Genomic DNA, 16,732 nt, shown 5'->3' on the forward strand with positions numbered 1-16,732 from the left:
CCTCGGGGGCGGCACGGGCGGGCGGCGGGGAGGCGTCCCGACGGCACCGGATGACGCGGGCCCGGGGCGGGCCACCGGGGCGCGGGTCGTCGTGGTGCGGGCCGTCGTGGTGCGGGCCGTCGTGGCGGCCTCGGGGGACGGGGGCTCGGGAGGACGCCCGGAAGCCCGGCACATGGCGAACGGCGCCCTGTGGCGGTCCGCCGTCGGCCGAGCCGGGCAGTGGCGGCCCGGAGACGTGCGGGCCGACTCGGACGGCGCCCCGGAGACGCGGACAGGCCGAACCGGACCGCAGCCCGAAGACGGACGCACGGCCGGGCGGTGGGCGTGCTACGCCGGCGCGCCCAGTTCCGCCCACACGCGCTTGCCCGCGACCCCCGGCGTCCGTACGACGCCCCAGTCCAGGCACAGCCGCTGCACGATGAACATGCCGTGGCCGCCGGGGCGGCCCGCGCGGTGCGGGGTGCGGGGTGCTGGCTGGCCCGCGCCGCGGTCGGAGACCTCCAGCCGGATCACCTTCTTGTCGCAGGTGATCGACAGCTCGTCCGGTCCCTCGGCGTGCAGGCACGCGTTGGTGACCAGCTCGGAGACGACGAGCAGCACGTCCTCCGCGGCGGCGCGCTGGTCGGCGGTGGCGGAGGGCAGCCAGCCCCACGCGTACAACGCCTGGCGGGTGAAGTCGCGGGCGAGCGGGACGACACCGCTCTGGTCGTCGAAGCTCAGCCTGCGGACCTGGGGGCCGGTCACGGCCGCGGAAGCGGGCACACCGGTCCCAGGAGCGGACGCGCCGCCTCCCGTGGGCCCGCCGGCCTCGGCCACGTCCTCCTCGGACGCGCCGGAAGCGCCGCTGGGCTCCGGACCGCGGTCGCCCGGCGAGTAGGGCCGGGTGGTGCTCATCAGCGCTTCACCTCACCGATTCACCAGTTCACGTTTCAAAGTCGTACACAGTCACAGTCAGGAGTCTCCTGCCCGACCGGACCGGCGGAACACCCCTGTATTCGCCACGGAACACGGGCGGGGAGAACGCCGGCCCCGGAGGCCGCACGAGACCCGCCGCGCCCGACGGCGACGGCTCAGCCGGATTCGTCCGACAGGGCCGCCTCAAGCGTGTCATGGAGGGTGAAGACCGCTTCGGCCCCCGTGATCTCGAACACGCGCGCCACCACCGGCCGCATGGCCACGAGATGGACGCCACCCCCCGCGGCCTCCGCCTTCAACCGTGCGCCGAGCAGGACGTTGAGTCCCGTGGAGTCGCAGAACTCCAGGCGCGCACAGTCGACGACGAGCCGGTTGAACCCCTTGGCGAGGCACTCCTCCAGCGGCTCACGCAACAGATCGGCGGTGTGGTGATCCAGCTCACCCGCCGGGGTCACGACGGCACTGGGGCCTTCTTCGCGCACCTCGACCAGAAGCCGGCCCGACTGTGCGCTGCCGACCGTCCCGCGGTCCATGCCGTCTCTCTCCCGACGTCGTGACTGCCTGCTGACGCACTCGAACACTACGCCTTCCGGCGGCACTCCGTCACCCGAACAACTACACGCAAACGGACATACCCACACAGAACACACTTGCGGTGGGCTCGGTAAACCCGGTAGGGCTAGAGGAACACGTACCCGACACGGCCGGCTTTGGAGGCGCCGCACACCGCACAGTGCACGCAATCGGCTTCGGCAGCCGTATGCCGAGAACGATGGAGGACATCATGTCACCCCGGCTCGACGGATCGCGTACCCAGGAGGCGACGTCGACACTCCCTCCGGAACATCTGGATCCCATCGCGCATCATGACGCCGCCGTCGACCACGACGGCACACTCGCTGGGCTTCCGGACATCCCCGCTTACGACGAGGTGACTCCGGCAGACGCCCGAGCCCTGTCCAAGACCCTCTTCGTGCGGCTGGAATCGCTGGAGGAAGGCACGCACGAGCACGCCTACGTGCGCAACACGCTCGTCGAGCTCAACCTCGCGCTGGTCAAGTTCGCCGCCTCCCGCTTCCGCTCCCGCAGCGAGCCCATGGAGGACATCGTCCAGGTCGGCACCATCGGCCTGATCAAGGCGATCGACCGCTTCGAGATGTCGCGCGGTGTCGAGTTCCCCACCTTCGCGATGCCGACCATCATCGGCGAGATCAAGCGCTTCTTCCGCGACACCTCGTGGTCCGTGCGCGTCCCGCGCCGGCTGCAGGAGCTGCGACTCGACCTGGCCAAGGCCGGTGACGAGCTGGCCCAGCGCCTCGACCGCGCCCCGACCGTGTCCGAACTGGCCGAGCACCTCGGCCTGTCCAGGGACGAGGTCGTCGAGGGCATGGCCGCCTCCAACGCCTACACCGCCTCCTCGCTGGACGCCCAGCCGGAGGAGGACGACGCGGAGGGCGCGCTCGCCGACCGCATCGGCTACGAGGACCACGGGCTCGAGGGCATCGAGTACGTCGAGTCGCTCAAGCCGCTGATCGCCGAACTCCCGCCCCGGGACCGGAAGATCCTGTCCCTGCGCTTCGTGGCGGGCATGACCCAGTCGGAGATCGGCGAGGAGCTCGGCATCTCCCAGATGCACGTGTCCCGGCTGCTGTCGCGGACGCTGGTACGCCTGCGCAAGGGGCTCACGGTCGAGGACTGATCCTCACCGCGTGACGCTTGTCCTCCAGGGGGACGGTCCGGGCCGGGCCGTCCCCCTCCGGGTTCCGCACGCCCGGCGAACGGCGGGCGCCCGCCGTCACCCGCGGCAACCTCCCCTCTCCCGGGCCCCGTTCCCCGCCACGGGCGCCCACGGACCGGTCGGCACGTCAGGACCGGTGCCGTGGCGGCGCGGTGCGCGAGGGGGCGGACGGACGACTCGGGGCGACGGGACCGGCGGACGTCGGCGTCACACCACGCGTACGCCGCGCCGCCACACCGCGTCGACCAGCGGCACGCCGGGCCGGTAGGCCAGGTGGACGTGGCTCGGGGCGTCCAGGAGCGTCAGGTCGGCGTACGCGCCGGGGGCGATGCGGCCGACGTCGTCGCGGCGCAGGGCCGCCGCCCCGCCCGCGGTGGCCGACCAGACGGCCTCGTCCGGCGTCATCCCCATGTCGCGCACGGCGAGCGCGATGCAGAAGGGGACGGAGGACGTGAAGGACGAGCCGGGGTTGCAGTCGGTGGAGAGGGCGACCGTGGCGCCGGCGTCGAGGAGACGGCGGGCGTCGGGCCACTGGGCGCGGGTGGAGAACTCGGCGCCGGGCAGCAGGGTGGCGACCGTGCGGCTGTTCGCGAGGGCGTCCACGTCGGCGTCGGTGAGGTGGGTGCAGTGGTCGGCGCTGGCGGCGTCGAGTTCCACGGCCAGCTGGACGCCGGGGCCGTAGGAGAGCTGGTTGGCGTGGATGCGCGGGTGCAGACCCCTGGCCTGACCCGCGGTGAGGATCGCGCGGGCCTGGTCGCCGTCGAAGGCGCCCTTCTCGCAGAACACGTCGATCCAGCGGGCGTGCGGGGCGCAGGCGTCGAGCATCTCGCCGGTGACCAGGGCGACGTAGGCGGCGGGGTCGTCGGCGAGTTCGGGCGCGACGACGTGGGCGCCGAGGAAGGTGACCTCGTCGGTGTGGCGGGCGGCGATCCGCAGGGCGCGGGACTCGTCGGCGGTGGTCAGGCCGTAGCCGGACTTGGTCTCGAAGGTCGTGGTGCCCTGCCGCAGGGCCTCCGCGAGGTAGCGGGTGAGCCCCGCCTCCAGTTCCTCGTCGCTCGCGGCGCGGGTGGCGGCGACGGTGGTGCGGATGCCGCCGGCGCTGTAGGGGCGGCCGGACATGCGGGCGTTGAACTCCTCGGTGCGGTCGCCCGCGAAGAGCAGGTGGGAGTGGGAGTCGACGAAGCCCGGCAGGACCGCCCGGCCGCCGGCGTCGACCCGGTTGTCAGTGGCGGGTGCTTTGCTTGATCCACCGGTCCACACGACGCGGTCGCCCTCGATGACGACGGCCGCGTCCCGGACCAGACCGAGCGGGGAGTGGTCGCCGAGGGAGGGGTCGTTGGTGACGAGTGCGGCGATGTTGGTGATGACGGTGCTGCTGCTCATGGTGTCCGTGACGTCCTCGTGGGGGCGGGGTCGGATGGTCAGGCGCGCAGGGCTTCGACGGCCCGCGCGAGGGCCTCGGGCACATCGGGGACGAGGGTGTGCGCCCCGTCGCGGACGACGTGCCGCCCGCCCACGACCGTGTGCCGTACGTCCGCTGCCGTCGCCGCGAATACGGCCGTCTCGGCGCCGAGCCGGGGCAGTGGCCCCGCTGTTCTGACCGAGTCCAGCGCGATCGTCGTGAGGTCGGCGCGGGCGCCGGCCTCGATGCGGCCGGTGTCGTCCCAGCCGAGCGCGGCGTGGCCGTCGGCGGTGGCGGCGCGCAGCAGGGCGGCGGCGGTCCAGTGACCGCGGGTGCGGGTGCGCAGCCGCTCGTTCAGCTCCATGGCGCGCGCCTCCTCCAGCAGGTCGACGACGGCGTGGCTGTCGGAGCCGAGGGAGAGGGGGGAGCCGGCGGCCTGGAGCGCGGCGGCGGGGCCGATGCCGTCGGCGAGGTCGCGTTCGGTGGTCGGGCACATGCAGGTGCCGGTGCGGCTGCCGCCGAGCAGGGCGATGTCCTCGTCGGTGAGGTGGGTGTTGTGGACGCCGGTGGTGCGGGGGCCGAGCACGCCGTGGTCGGCGAGGAGGCGGGTCGGGGTGCAGCCGTGGGCCTGGCGGCAGGCGTCGTTCTCGGCGGTCTGCTCGGACAGGTGCACGTGCAGCGGGGCCCGCCGTTCCTCGGCCCAGTGCGCCACGGTCGCCAACTGCTCGGCGGGCACGGCCCGTACGGAGTGGATCGCCGCTCCGATCCGTACGTGATCCCGTTCCTTGAGAACTGAACAGCGTTCCGCCCAGGCCTGGGCCGTGCCGTCGGAGAAGCGGAGCTGGTGGGTGTTCGGGGGCTCGCCGAAGCCGGAGGACAGGTAGCAGGTGTCGAGGAGGGTGATGCGGACGCCGGCCTGGGCGGCTGCCTCGATCAGGGCCTCGCCCATGGCGTTGGGGTCGGCGTAGGGGGTGCCGCCGGGGGCGTGGTGGACGTAGTGGAACTCGCCGACGGTGGTGATGCCGGCCAGGGCCATCTCGGCGTACACCGCACGGGCGAGGTCGAGGTAGGCCTCGGGGGTCAGCCGGTCGGCGACGGAGTACATGACCTCGCGCCAGGTCCAGAAGGTCCCGGAGCCGACCTGGACGGTGCCGCGCAGGGCGCGGTGGAAGGCGTGCGAGTGGGCGTTGGCCAGTCCCGGCAGGGTCAGCCCGCGCAGGATCTCGGCGCCCGGGGGCGGAGCGGGGACGTCCGTACGGACGGCGGCGATGCGGCCGTCGCTCACGTCCACGGCGACGCCCGGCTCGACGTGGGTGCCGAGCCAGGCGTGCTCCAGCCAGTACGTGCGGGTCCGTTCGGGGGAGGTCACGTGCGGGCCAGCCCTTCCAGTACGTCGGCGAGTGCGGTCACCCCGGCCGTGCAGTCGTCCTCGGCGGCGTACTCGGCCGGGGAGTGCGAGACGCCGGTGGGGTTGCGTACGAACAGCATGGCGGTCGGGACGCGTCCGGAGAGGATGCCGGCGTCGTGTCCGGCGCCGGTGCCGAGGACGGGGACCTTCAGGTCCGTGTCGGTGCCCAGGATGCGGGCGAGTTCGTCGCGCAGGGCGTGGTCGAACTCGATGACGGGCGTGAAGGACTCGCGGACGACGTCGAGGTCGACGCCGTGGGCGGCGGCGTACTCGCGGGCGGCCTTCTCGATGCCGGTGACCACGGTGTCCAGGCTCGCCTGGTCGGCGGCGCGGGAGTCGAGCCAGCCGCGGACGAGGGAGGGGATGGCGTTGACGCCGTTCGGCTCGACGGCGATCTTGCCGAAGGTGGCGACGGCACCGGCGAGTTCGGCCTCGCGGCGGGCGGCGAGGACGGTCTCGGCGTAGGACAGCATGGGGTCGCGGCGGTCGGCGAGGCGGGTGGTGCCGGCGTGGTTGGCCTCGCCGCGGAAGTCGAACCGCCAGCGTCCGTGCGGCCAGATGGCGGACGCGATGCCGATCCGGTCGCCGGACAGGTCGAGGGCGCGGCCCTGCTCGACGTGGAGTTCGACGAAGGCGCCGATGCGGTCGAGCCGTTCGGGGTCGGGGCCGAGGGCGTCCGGGTCGTATCCGGCGGCCTCCATGGCCCGCGGCAGGGTGATGCCGTCGGCGTCGGTCAGGCGGTGGGCCTGTTCGACGGTGAGCGCCCCGGAGGTGAGCCGGGAGCCGACGCAGGCGAGGCCGAAGCGGGCGCCCTCCTCGTCGCCGAAGTTGACGATGCCCAGCGGCCGGGTGATCCGCGCTCCCCTGCGGCGCAGTTCGTCCAGGGCCGCGAAGGCGGAGACCACCCCGAGGGGTCCGTCGAAGGCGCCGCCGTCGGGGACGGAGTCCAGGTGGGAGCCGGTGACGACGGCGTCCCCGGCGGACGGGTCGCCGAGCCAGGCCCACTGGTTGCCGTTGCGGTCGACCTCGTGGGTCAGGCCGCGGTCCTCGGCCTGCTGCCGGAACCAGGCCCGGCAGTCGGCGTCGGCGCCGGTCCAGGCGAAGCGGCGGTAGCCGCCGGAGGCGGAGCTGCGGCCGACCGGCAGCAGCTCCGCCCACATGCTGTGGAAGCTCACGCGCCGCCGCCCTCGTCGCCTTCGCGCATCGGCACCCGCACGCCCCGCTGTTCGGCGACCGACTCGGCGATGTCGTACCCGGCGTCGACGTGCCGGATGACGCCCATGCCGGGGTCGTTGGTGAGGACGCGGCGGATCTTCTCGCCGGCCAGGGCGGTGCCGTCGGCGACCGTGACCTGCCCGGCGTGGAGGGAGCGGCCCATGCCGACGCCGCCGCCGTGGTGGAGGGAGACCCAGGAGGCGCCGGAGGCCACGTTGACCATGGCGTTGAGCAGCGGCCAGTCCGCGATGGCGTCGGAGCCGTCGAGCATGGCCTCGGTCTCGCGGTAGGGGGAGGCGACGGAGCCGCAGTCGAGGTGGTCGCGGCCGATGACGATCGGGGCGGCCAGCTCGCCGCTCGCGACCATGTCGTTGAAGCGCTCGCCGGCCTTGTCGCGCTCGCCGTAGCCGAGCCAGCAGATGCGGGCGGGCAGGCCCTGGAAGTGGACGCGTTCGCCGGCCATCTTGATCCAGCGGGCCAGCGACTCGTTCTCCGGGAAGAGCTCGAGGATGGCCTTGTCGGTCCTGGCGATGTCGGCGGGGTCGCCGGACAGGGCGGCCCAGCGGAAGGGGCCCTTGCCCTCGCAGAACAGGGGGCGGATGTAGGCGGGGACGAAGCCGGGGAAGGCGAACGCCCGGTCGTACCCGGCGAGCTGGGCCTCGCCGCGGATGGAGTTGCCGTAGTCGAAGACCTCGGCGCCGGCGTCCTGGAAGCCGACCATGGCCTCGACGTGCCGGGCCATGGACTCGCGGGCGCGGGTGGTGAAGCCGGCCGGGTCCTTGGCGGCGGCGTCGGCCATGTCCTCGAAGGCGGTGCCGACGGGGAGGTAGGCGAGCGGGTCGTGGGCCGAGGTCTGGTCGGTCACGATGTCGATGGGAGCGCCCATCGCGAGGAGCTGCGGCACGAGTTCGGCGGCGTTGCCGAGGACGCCGACGGACAGCGGCCTGCGCCGGTCGCGGGCCTCGGTGGCGAGCTGCAGGGCGTGGTCGAGGGAGTCGGCCTTCACGTCGAGGTAGCGGTGCTCGATGCGGCGGTCGATGGCGCGGGGGTCGCAGTCGATGCAGATCGCGACGCCGTCGTTCATGGTGACCGCGAGGGGCTGGGCGCCGCCCATGCCGCCGAGGCCGGCGGTGAGGGTGATGGTCCCGGCGAGGGTGCCGCCGAACTTCTTGGCGGCGACGGCGGCGAAGGTCTCGTAGGTGCCCTGGAGGATGCCCTGGGTGCCGATGTAGATCCAGGAGCCGGCCGTCATCTGCCCGTACATGGTCAGGCCGAGGGCCTCCAGGCGGCGGAACTCCTCCCAGTTGGCCCAGTCGCCCACCAGGTTGGAGTTGGCGATGAGGACGCGCGGGGCCCACTCGTGGGTCTGCATGACGCCGACGGGGCGGCCCGACTGGACGAGCATCGTCTCGTCCTGCTTGAGGGTGCGCAGGGTGCGGACCATGGCGTCGAAGGAGCGCCAGTCGCGGGCCGCCTTGCCGGTGCCGCCGTAGACGACGAGCTTGTCGGGGTGCTCGGCGACCTCGGGGTCGAGGTTGTTCTGCAGCATCCGCAGGGCGGCCTCCTGCTGCCAGCCCAGGGCGCTCGGCTCGGTACCGCGTGGCGCTCGGACAGGACGAGGTCCGGACATGGTCTGCCTCCTGGTGGCTTGCTCCCGGCGGATTGTTACTGCGGATATTCATATCCTCGCTTCATGAATAGAACTAGTCAATACGGCCGTGTCCCGGCGCGGGCCCGTCGCGGGTGTTTGGCTGGACGCGTCGGACAGGCGGCGAGGGAACGGAGGATCGCGTGAGCGACGGCACGGGCACGAGCGGTGATCTGGACGGCACCGGCGCGGTGCGGGCCGCCCGGCGGGACCAGGCGGTGCGGGCGGCGGTGAAGCAGGGGCTGCTCGGACCGGACGCCCCGGTCGTCGGGCTGCTGGACGTCGCCGGGATCCGGGAGTCGGCGGCGGCGCTGCGGGCGGCGTTCGACGCGGTGACGGCGCCCGGGACGCCCGTGCTGCACGCCTTCGCGGTGAAGGCGTGTCCGCTGGTCCCGGTGCTGCGGCTGCTGCACGAGGAGGGCATCGGCGCCGAGGTCGCGAGCCCGGGCGAGCTGGCCCTGGCGCGGGCCGCGGGGGTGCCCGCGGAGCGGACGGTGCTGGACTCGCCCGCCAAGACGCCGGGCGAGCTGAGCGAGGCACTGGCGCTGGGCATCGCCGTCAACGCGGACAACCCGCAGGAACTGGAGCGCATCGACGCCCTGACGGCGGCGGGGCGGAGCCGGTCCCCGCTCGGCCTGAGGGTGAACCCGCAGGTCGGAGGGGGCTCCATCGAGGCCCTGTCGACGGCCACGGCGACCTCGAAGTTCGGGGTGGCGCTGCGCGACGAGGGGGCGCGCGCGTGGGTCGTGCGGGCGTATCTGGACCGGCCGTGGCTGACCCGGCTGCACACGCACACCGGCTCCCAGGGCATCCCGCTGACGCTGATGGCCGAGGGAGTGGCCCAGGCGTACGCGCTCGCCGAGGAGATCAACGAGCGGGCCGGACGCCGGCAGGTGGACACGCTCGACATCGGCGGCGGGCTGCCGGTGAACTTCGCCTCGGAGGAGACGACGCCGACGTACGCGGAGTACGCGCGGGTGCTGCGCGATGCGGTGCCGGGGCTGTTCGACGGGCGGTACGGGCTGGTCACCGAGTTCGGGCGGTCGCTGCTGGCCGAGCACGGCACGGTCGTGGCGCGCGTGGAGTACGCCAAGAGCGCCGGGGGCCGGCCGGTCGCGGTGACGCACGCGGGCGTGCAGGTGGCGACGCGGACGGTGTACGCCCCGGGGGCGTGGCCGCTGCGGATCGCCGCGTACGACGCCGAGGGGCTGCCGAAGGAGGGGCCGGAGGTGGTGCAGGACGTGGCGGGACCGGCCTGCTTCGCGGGGGACCTGCTGGCGGCGGGGCGTGCGCTGCCGCTGCTGGAGCAGGGGGACTACGCGGCGGCGCTGGACACGGGGGCGTACTACTTCGCGCACCACTACGCGTACAACTCGCTGGCGCGGCCCGCGGTGTACGGGTTCGCCGGGGGCGGCGACGGGGACGTCGTCCTCGCGACCGTGCGGGAGGCCCAGACCGTCGAGGAGATCGTGGCCGAGGCGGGTGGTGCGTACGCCGGTGCGCTGACCGAAGCCGCGCGCCGTGGAGGGTCCGGGGGTCTGTAGCCCGGGGGTGTGTCGTGGCCGGTCGCGCGGTTCCCCGCACTCCTGGTGGGGGGCGCTGCGCGCCGCCCCCCGCCCTCGTCCCCGCCTTCGGTCAGACCAGCGCCGGCGTCTTGCGCCGCGCCCCGCCGGGGGCCGCGTCGCCGGCCGCGATGCCCGTGCTGCGGTAGGCCTTGACCGCCTTGCCCGCCGGGCGGCCGGCGGTGCGGGTGAGCCAGTCCACGCGGACCCACAGCAGGGCGTCCCCGTCCTGCTCGCGGCGGCCGATCCAGGCGGACTTCAGCCACAGGCCGGCGCCGCAGCCCGCCATCAGCAGTCCGGCCGCCGCCGGGACGGCGAAGGCGCTGCCGAGCGCGGCGAGGAAGGCCAGCAGCAGCCACCAGCGGTGGCCCCGGCGCCAGTTGCGCACGGTCACCGCACGGTCCTGGAGCACGTCGTGCCTGCTCGCGCGGGCGGCCGAGCCGGCCAGGGCGGTGTACCGCTTGCGGCGCACGGAGGCCACCACGGCCGTCGCCACGACGAACAGCGCCGCACCGGCCAGGACGCCGATCCGGCGCCCGGTCAGGCCCGGCACCAGCACGCCGACGCCCGCCGCGAGTACGCCCAGCCACCACAACGGCGCCGCCCCCGCCCGTACGACGACGGCGACCCGAGCCAGTCCCTGTCCTCCGCGTGCCACGTTCCCGCCTCCTCGTCCGCGTCCTGTTGCCGGGCGCCGCACTGTAGCGGGGGAAGCTGAGACGAATCTGAGAACCCGTCGGCCGGACGGGTCACTCCACGAACAGGCCCCGGGCCACCGCCTTGGCGTCGAACTCCTCGAGCCGGGCCTGCGCGTCCGGCAGGTCGTCGCACATCGCCTCCAGCAGCACCCGCCCGAGCAGCATCGGCGCGCAGGCGGTGTCGAAGGCGAGGCCCGTGCCGACGGCGGCGGGCAGCAGCAGGTCGGACACCTTGGCGACCGGCGCGAAGGCGGAGTCGGCGACCGTCACCACCGTCAGCCCCGCCTCCTTGGCGTGGGCGAGCGTGTCGACGACCTCGCGCGGATGCCGGGGCAGGGCGAAGCAGAGCAGGGCGCTCGCCCCGGCCCGGACGGCGGCGTCGATGCGGTCGTGGAGCATCGTGCCGCCCTCGTCGAGGAGGCGGACGTCGGGGTGCACCTTGGCGGCGAAGTAGGCGAACCCGTGCGCCTGGGCGGCCGCCGCCCGCAGCCCGAGGACCGGGAGCGGCCGGCTGCCCGCGAGGACCCGGCCCGCCTCCCTCACCGGCCCCGGATCGGCCAGTACCTCCGCCAGGTGCCGCAGGTTCGCGATCTCGGCCTCCACGGCCTGCTGGTACTCGTTGAGGGAGCCCGTGTCCGGCACCGGCTCCGCGGGGGCGACCTCGCGCAGGTGGCGGCGCAGCGCCGGGTAGCCGTCGAAGCCGAGGGCGACCGCGAAGCGGGTCACGGACGGCTGGCTGACCCCGGCCAGCTCGGCGAGTTCCACGCTGGACAGGAAGGGCACGTCGGGCGCGCGCCGCACCATGCTGTGCGCGATGCGCCGCTGGGTCGGCGTCAGCCGGTGTCCCTCGAAGAGCGCCTGCAGCCGCGCGGCCGGACCGTCGGTCCCGCTCATGACGCGCTCCCCTCCGCCTCTTCACGTGTCCGGGATTCTGCATACCGTTATACAGGCGAACGGGCCGGACGCACGACGCTCGGCCGGGCGACCGCGCTCGCGACGAGCGGCACCCGGCACCGGCCGTCCCCCGGTGAGAACGGGGGCTAGCCCCCGTGTCGGGGCGCTCCCGGCCGCCTACCGTGGCTGTCATGACGGGAATGGACGCGCGGGACGCCGACCTCAAGAAGGAACTCGACGCCACCCTGCAGACCCGCAGGGAGCTGGGCGAGGAGTACGAGTCCGCGCTGGTCGACTCGTTCCTGGAGAAGGTCGACCAGCGCATCGACGGGGCGGTGGAGCGCCGGGTGCGCCGTCATCTCGCCGAGCAGCAGATGACGGCGGTCCGGGACGGCCGGTCGCCGAAGGCCACCGACACCTTCGGTGAGCGCTTCGGCTTCGGCATCGTCTCGCTGGTCCTCGCCGTCCCGCTCTCGGCGATCGGCGGCGGCGTCGCCCACCTCCCCGGTCTGCTGACCACCTGGGCGGGCATCGTCGGGGTCAACGTCGTACAGGCCGTCCGGACCAACCCGGGGCTCTTCGGGCACCGCCGCGCCGGGGAGGACTGAGGAAGGACTGCGCGGGGACCGCCGCACCCCCGTCACCGGGGGGCGGGACGACGACGGTCCCCGCGGGGGACGCGCCGCCGGGCCTCACGGCCGGGCGGCGCGTCCGTGGCGTCCGTGGAGGTCCGGGAGCCGCTCCGGAAGGTCCTCGACGCCGTTCGGTGTCGGCCGGGGCGGGTGCCCTCCCCCGGGCTCGACGCCCGGGAGGCACCCCCACCGCCCTTGCCGACACCCCTTACTGTGCCGTCCTCGTGTTAAGGGTGTGCTGCGCGGACGTGACGCGCGCGTACCACTTCCGCGAAGACCGGACGCGGTCCTTCTACTTGCCCCCCTTGGCGAGGAAGGACAGCAGGTCCTGACGGCTCACCACACCCGTGGGCTTGCCCTCGACCAGGACGATCGCCGCGTCCGCCGTGCCGAGCACGGACATGAGGTCGGCGACCGGTTCGCCGGAGCCGACCTGCGGCAGCGGGGACGACATGTGCTTCTCCAGCGGGTCCTGGAGCGAGGCGCGCTGGGTGAACAGGGCGTCCAGCAGCTCGCGTTCCACGACCGAGCCGACGACCTCGGCGGCCATCACGTCCGGGTGGCCGGCGCCGGGCTTGACGATCGGCATCTGCGAGACGCCGTACTCGCGCAGCACCTCGATGGCCTGGCCGACGGTCTCGTCCGGGTGCATGTGGACGAGGGAGGGGATGGAGCCGCCCTCCTTGTCGTTCAGGACGTCGGCGACGCGGGCGCTGGGGCCGGCGTCCTCCAGGAAGCCGTAGTCGGCCATCCACTCGTCGTTGAAGATCTTGCTGAGGTAGCCCTTGCCGCTGTCCGGCAGCAGGACGACGACCACGTCGTCCTCGCCGAGCCGTTCGGCCACCTCCAGCGCCGCGACGACGGCCATGCCGCAGGAGCCGCCCACCAGCAGGCCCTCCTCCTTGGCGAGGCGGCGGGTCATCTGGAAGGAGTCCTTGTCGGAGACGGCGACGATCTCGTCCGCGACGTCGCGGTCGTAGGCCGTGGGCCAGAAGTCCTCGCCGACGCCCTCCACGAGGTAGGGGCGTCCGGAGCCGCCGGAGTAGACGGACCCCTCGGGGTCGGCGCCGATGACCTTCACCCGGCCCTCACTGGCCTCCTTCAGGTAGCGCCCGGTACCGGAGATGGTGCCGCCGGTGCCGACGCCGGCCACGAAGTGGGTGATCTTCCCCTCGGTCTGCTCCCACAGCTCGGGGCCGGTCGAGTGGTAGTGGGAGAGGGGGTTGTTCGGGTTGGAGTACTGGTCCGGCTTCCAGGCGCCCGGCGTCTCGCGGACCAGGCGGTCGGAGACGTTGTAGTAGGAGTCCGGGTGCTCGGGGTCGACCGCCGTCGGGCAGACGACGACCTCGGCGCCGTACGCGCGCAGCACGTTGATCTTGTCCGTGGACACCTTGTCGGGGCAGACGAAGATGCACTTGTAGCCCTTCTGCTGGGCCACGATGGCGAGGCCGACGCCCGTGTTGCCGCTGGTCGGCTCGACGATGGTGCCGCCGGGCTTCAGCTCGCCGCTCTGCTCGGCGGCCTCGATCATGCGCAGGGCGATGCGGTCCTTCACCGAGCCGCCCGGATTGAAGTACTCCACCTTGGCCAGGACGGTGGCCCTGATGCCCTTGGTCACGCTGTTGAGCCGCACCAGCGGGGTGTTGCCGACGAGGCTGATCATCGAGTCGTGGAAATGCACCGTTGTCTCCGGATGCCGCAAAAGATGTGGTCGTGATTGGTTCCGCCAGCCTAGGGCCTGCCGGGCCGTCGATGCCCTGTGTCGGTCGTTCACTCCCCGTCGAGATTGGGCGACCGTCCGTACGGGGCAAGCAGTGGGTGTACGGCTCGATGGAGGTGGCGGCGACGTATGACGAGCATGTCGAGGGCGAGGGTGGCCCGGCGGATCGCGGCCGGCGCGGCGTACGGCGGTGGCGGGATCGGGGTGGCCGGTGCGGCCGCGGTCGGTCTGCTGCTGGCGGAGGTGCAGCTGGCCAGGCGCCGGGTGGGCATCGGTACGCCCGACCGGGTGCCGAACGCGCAGGGACTGTACGGCGGCACCCTCACGGCGGCCGGTGACGCGCCGCTGCGGCTGGTGATGCTGGGCGACTCCACGGCCGCCGGGCAGGGCGTGCACCGGGCCGGCCAGACGCCGGGCGCGCTGCTGGCGTCGGGGCTCGCGGCGGTGGCCGAGCGGCCGGTGGAGCTGACCTCGGTCGCGGTGCCGGGGGCGCGTTCGGACGACCTGGACCGGCAGGTGTCGTTGGTGCTCGCCGATCCGGGCCGGACGCCCGACATCTGCGTGGTCATGGTCGGCGCGAACGACGTCACCCACCGCATGCCGGCCACCCGCTCGGTGCGGCACCTGTCGACGGCGGTACGGCGGCTGCGCACGGCCGGGGCGGAGGTGGTGGTCGGCACCTGCCCGGACCTCGGCACGATCGAACCGGTGCCGCAGCCGCTGCGCTGGCTGGCCCGGCGGACCTCGCGGCAGCTGGCGGCGGCGCAGACGATCGGCGTCGTGGAGCAGGGCGGGCGCACGGTGTCGCTGGGCGACCTGCTGGGACCGGAGTTCGCCGAGAACCCGCGGGAGCTGTTCGGCCCCGACAACTACCACCCGTCCGCGGAGGGCTACGCCACGGCGGCGATGGCGGTCCTGCCGTCGGTCTGCGCGGCGCTCGGCCTGTGGCCGGCGGAGGAGGAGCGTCCCGACGTCGCCCGCCGGGAGGGCTTCCTGCCGGTGGCCCGGGCGGCGGCCGAGGCCGCGGACGAGGCCGGCACGGAGGTCGCGGCGGCGATGCCCACGGGCCCGCGGGGCCCCTGGGCCCTGCTCAAGCGCCGGCGGCGCCGGAGGGTGTCGGAGGCGGAGCCGGTGACGTCGGCACAGCCGAGGTAGGACGGGGCGCACGTCGCACCGGGGACGCCTTCCGCTCCCCTGCGGGGCACGGGGGGGGCCGCGCGATCAGACGCACACGTCCCGCACCCGGTCACGGCCACACCGCACCGCACCGCCACCCCAGGTCCACGGAAGCGTCGGGGGCCCACGTCCGCAGAACCGCCGGAGACCCAAGCAAGCGCTTAGAAAGTTGCGGTCCATGTCACACCGCCGTACCCGTGACCCGGGCCATACGTCCGGGTAACTTCCCAACCAGCCGCCTCATCCCCGCGACGCCACTGGAGCCGTGATGCCCGAAGCCGTGATCGTCTCAGCCGCCCGCTCCCCCATCGGCCGCGCCTTCAAGGGCTCCCTGAAGGACCTGCGCCCCGACGACCTGGCCGCCACGATCATCCAGGCGGCCCTCGCCAAGGTCCCCGAGCTGGACCCGAAGGACATCGACGACCTGATGCTCGGCTGCGGCCTGCCCGGCGGCGAGCAGGGCAACAACCTCGGCCGGATCGTCGCCGTCGAGATGGGCATGGACCACCTGCCCGGCTGCACCGTCACCCGGTACTGCTCCTCGTCGCTCCAGACCTCCCGCATGGCCCTGCACGCCATCAAGGCCGGCGAGGGCGACGTCTTCATCTCGGCCGGCGTCGAGATGGTCTCCCGGTTCGCGAAGGGCAACTCCGACAGCCTGCCGGACACCCGCAACCCCCTCTTCGCCGAGGCCGAGGCCCGCACCGCCGAGGTCGCCCAGCAGGAGGGCACCACCTGGCACGACCCGCGTGAGGACGGCCTCGTCCCCGACCCCTACATCGCGATGGGCCAGACCGCCGAGAACCTCGCCCGCTGGAAGGGCGTCACCCGCCAGGAGATGGACGAGTTCGGCGTCCGCTCCCAGAACCTCGCCGAGGAGGCCATCAAGAACGGCTTCTGGGAGCGCGAGATCACCCCGGTCACCCTCCCCGACGGCACCGTCGTGTCCAAGGACGACGGCCCGCGCGCCGGTGTCACCCTGGAGGGCGTGGCGGGTCTCAAGCCGGCCTTCCGCCCCGACGGCCTGGTCACCGCCGGCAACTGCTGCCCGCTCAACGACGGCGCCGCCGCCCTCGTGATCATGAGCGACACCAAGGCCCGCGAGCTGGGCCTGACCCCGCTCGCCCGCATCGTCTCCACCGGCGTCTCCGGCCTCTCCCCCGAGATCATGGGCCTGGGCCCGGTCGAGGCGAGCAAGCAGGCGCTGTCCCGCGCCGGCCTGACCATCGACGACATCGACCTCGTCGAGATCAACGAGGCCTTCGCCGCGCAGGTCATCCCCTCCTACCGCGACCTGGGCATCCCGCTGGAGAAGCTGAACGTCAACGGCGGCGCCATCGCCGTCGGCCACCCCTTCGGCATGACCGGCGCCCGCATCACCGGCACGCTGATCAACTCCCTCCAGTGGCACGACAAGCAGTTCGGCCTGGAGACGATGTGCGTCGGCGGCGGCCAGGGCATGGCCATGGTCATCGAGCGCCTCAGCTGAACCGGCGACGGCCGCCGCAGAGCCGTCGGTAGCCGCTCGGGGGCGCAGCGTCACCCCTCGGCCCGGAACCCCGTGGACACGGGGTTCCGGGCCGATTCGTGATCCAAACTCCCCCAGGATGTGACCTACCTCTCCCGTTGCCCTGATTTACGCAGGTCAGGTCGGTTGCACCGGCACCCCGCGGGTCCAAAGTCCTGCCCGTTTCGTGACGTTACGCACTGACAGACGGTCAGTC

General features: G+C 73.5%; 14 protein-coding genes. 5 read left to right on the plus strand and 9 right to left on the minus strand.

Annotation, left to right across the window (positions count from 1 at the left end):
- Positions 1–327: 327 nt before the first annotated feature.
- Together JHAT_RS13855 and JHAT_RS13860 are read right to left on the minus strand one after the other, a co-directional pair.
- Entirely contained in the window at positions 328–894 is a 567-nt protein-coding gene (locus JHAT_RS13855) for an ATP-binding protein (RefSeq protein ID WP_077798453.1), read from the minus strand.
- 176 nt (positions 895–1,070) lie between these two features.
- Positions 1,071–1,448: an STAS domain-containing protein gene (locus tag JHAT_RS13860; protein ID WP_077798454.1), complete on the minus strand. Its 378-nt coding sequence runs from the start codon at positions 1,446–1,448 to the stop codon at positions 1,071–1,073.
- 239 nt (positions 1,449–1,687) lie between these two features.
- Here JHAT_RS13860 and JHAT_RS13865 point away from each other — a divergent pair, with 239 nt between their 5' ends.
- Positions 1,688–2,614 (plus strand): RNA polymerase sigma factor SigF, encoded by a 927-nt coding sequence (locus JHAT_RS13865; protein WP_171990884.1) that lies wholly within the window; start codon positions 1,688–1,690, stop codon positions 2,612–2,614.
- Between the two features lie 246 nt (positions 2,615–2,860).
- Here JHAT_RS13865 and hutI read toward each other — a convergent pair whose 3' ends face one another.
- The 4 genes from hutI to hutU are packed head-to-tail and all read right to left on the minus strand — an operon-like array spanning position 2,861 to position 8,308.
- Positions 2,861–4,036 carry an imidazolonepropionase gene (hutI, locus tag JHAT_RS13870; protein WP_077798455.1) on the minus strand — a complete coding sequence of 392 codons (1,176 nt, stop codon included), beginning with the start codon at positions 4,034–4,036 and terminating at the stop codon, positions 2,861–2,863.
- 38 nt (positions 4,037–4,074) lie between these two features.
- A complete protein-coding gene (locus JHAT_RS13875) occupies positions 4,075–5,424 on the minus strand; it encodes a formimidoylglutamate deiminase (RefSeq protein ID WP_077798456.1) in 1,350 nt (449 codons plus the stop codon).
- Positions 5,421–6,638: an allantoate amidohydrolase gene (locus JHAT_RS13880; protein WP_077798457.1), complete on the minus strand. Its 1,218-nt coding sequence runs from the start codon at positions 6,636–6,638 to the stop codon at positions 5,421–5,423. Before JHAT_RS13880 ends, JHAT_RS13875 begins: the two co-directional genes overlap by 4 nt.
- The gene (gene hutU / locus JHAT_RS13885) at positions 6,635–8,308 is read right to left on the minus strand and encodes a urocanate hydratase (RefSeq protein ID WP_077798458.1); all 1,674 of its coding nucleotides are present in this window, start codon (positions 8,306–8,308) and stop codon (positions 6,635–6,637) included. Before hutU ends, JHAT_RS13880 begins: the two co-directional genes overlap by 4 nt.
- A 161-nt stretch (positions 8,309–8,469) precedes the next feature.
- On the opposite strand from hutU, the gene JHAT_RS13890 reads away from it, so the two are divergent.
- A complete protein-coding gene (locus tag JHAT_RS13890) occupies positions 8,470–9,870 on the plus strand; it encodes a diaminopimelate decarboxylase (RefSeq protein WP_077798459.1) in 1,401 nt (466 codons plus the stop codon).
- Positions 9,871–9,961: 91 nt separating this feature from the next.
- Here JHAT_RS13890 and JHAT_RS13895 read toward each other — a convergent pair whose 3' ends face one another.
- Together JHAT_RS13895 and JHAT_RS13900 are read right to left on the minus strand one after the other, a co-directional pair.
- A complete protein-coding gene (locus JHAT_RS13895) occupies positions 9,962–10,546 on the minus strand; it encodes a hypothetical protein (RefSeq protein ID WP_077798460.1) in 585 nt (194 codons plus the stop codon).
- 91 nt (positions 10,547–10,637) lie between these two features.
- On the minus strand, positions 10,638–11,480 hold the full coding sequence (locus tag JHAT_RS13900) for a MurR/RpiR family transcriptional regulator (protein WP_077798461.1): 843 nt from the start codon (positions 11,478–11,480) through the stop codon (positions 10,638–10,640).
- Between the two features lie 200 nt (positions 11,481–11,680).
- On the opposite strand from JHAT_RS13900, the gene JHAT_RS13905 reads away from it, so the two are divergent.
- Entirely contained in the window at positions 11,681–12,088 is a 408-nt protein-coding gene (locus tag JHAT_RS13905; protein ID WP_171990888.1) for a hypothetical protein, read from the plus strand.
- Between the two features lie 316 nt (positions 12,089–12,404).
- Here JHAT_RS13905 and JHAT_RS13910 read toward each other — a convergent pair whose 3' ends face one another.
- Positions 12,405–13,793 carry a cystathionine beta-synthase gene (locus JHAT_RS13910; protein WP_077798463.1) on the minus strand — a complete coding sequence of 463 codons (1,389 nt, stop codon included), beginning with the start codon at positions 13,791–13,793 and terminating at the stop codon, positions 12,405–12,407.
- Between the two features lie 168 nt (positions 13,794–13,961).
- Between JHAT_RS13910 and JHAT_RS13915 the strand changes: the two genes are divergently transcribed.
- Positions 13,962–14,987 (plus strand): SGNH/GDSL hydrolase family protein, encoded by a 1,026-nt coding sequence (locus JHAT_RS13915; protein WP_077798464.1) that lies wholly within the window; start codon positions 13,962–13,964, stop codon positions 14,985–14,987.
- Positions 14,988–15,276: 289 nt separating this feature from the next.
- Positions 15,277–16,497 (plus strand): acetyl-CoA C-acetyltransferase, encoded by a 1,221-nt coding sequence (locus JHAT_RS13920; RefSeq protein WP_077798465.1) that lies wholly within the window; start codon positions 15,277–15,279, stop codon positions 16,495–16,497.
- Positions 16,498–16,732 lie beyond the last annotated feature (235 nt).

The sequence above is a fragment of the Streptomyces sp. JHA26 genome (assembly GCF_002005565.1).
Taxonomy (GTDB): Bacteria; Actinomycetota; Actinomycetes; order Streptomycetales; family Streptomycetaceae; genus Streptomyces.

Coding starts and splice junctions, on each gene's coding strand:
- JHAT_RS13855 (WP_077798453.1), bottom strand. CDS start 894: ATGAGCACCACCCGGCCCTACTCGCCGGGCGACCGCGGTCCGGAGCCC.
- JHAT_RS13860 (WP_077798454.1), bottom strand. CDS start 1,448: ATGGACCGCGGGACGGTCGGCAGCGCACAGTCGGGCCGGCTTCTGGTC.
- JHAT_RS13865 (WP_171990884.1), top strand. CDS start 1,688: ATGGAGGACATCATGTCACCCCGGCTCGACGGATCGCGTACCCAGGAG.
- hutI (WP_077798455.1), bottom strand. CDS start 4,036: ATGAGCAGCAGCACCGTCATCACCAACATCGCCGCACTCGTCACCAAC.
- hutU (WP_077798458.1), bottom strand. CDS start 8,308: ATGTCCGGACCTCGTCCTGTCCGAGCGCCACGCGGTACCGAGCCGAGC.
- JHAT_RS13900 (WP_077798461.1), bottom strand. CDS start 11,480: ATGAGCGGGACCGACGGTCCGGCCGCGCGGCTGCAGGCGCTCTTCGAG.
- JHAT_RS13905 (WP_171990888.1), top strand. CDS start 11,681: ATGGACGCGCGGGACGCCGACCTCAAGAAGGAACTCGACGCCACCCTG.
- JHAT_RS13915 (WP_077798464.1), top strand. CDS start 13,962: ATGACGAGCATGTCGAGGGCGAGGGTGGCCCGGCGGATCGCGGCCGGC.
- JHAT_RS13920 (WP_077798465.1), top strand. CDS start 15,277: ATGCCCGAAGCCGTGATCGTCTCAGCCGCCCGCTCCCCCATCGGCCGC.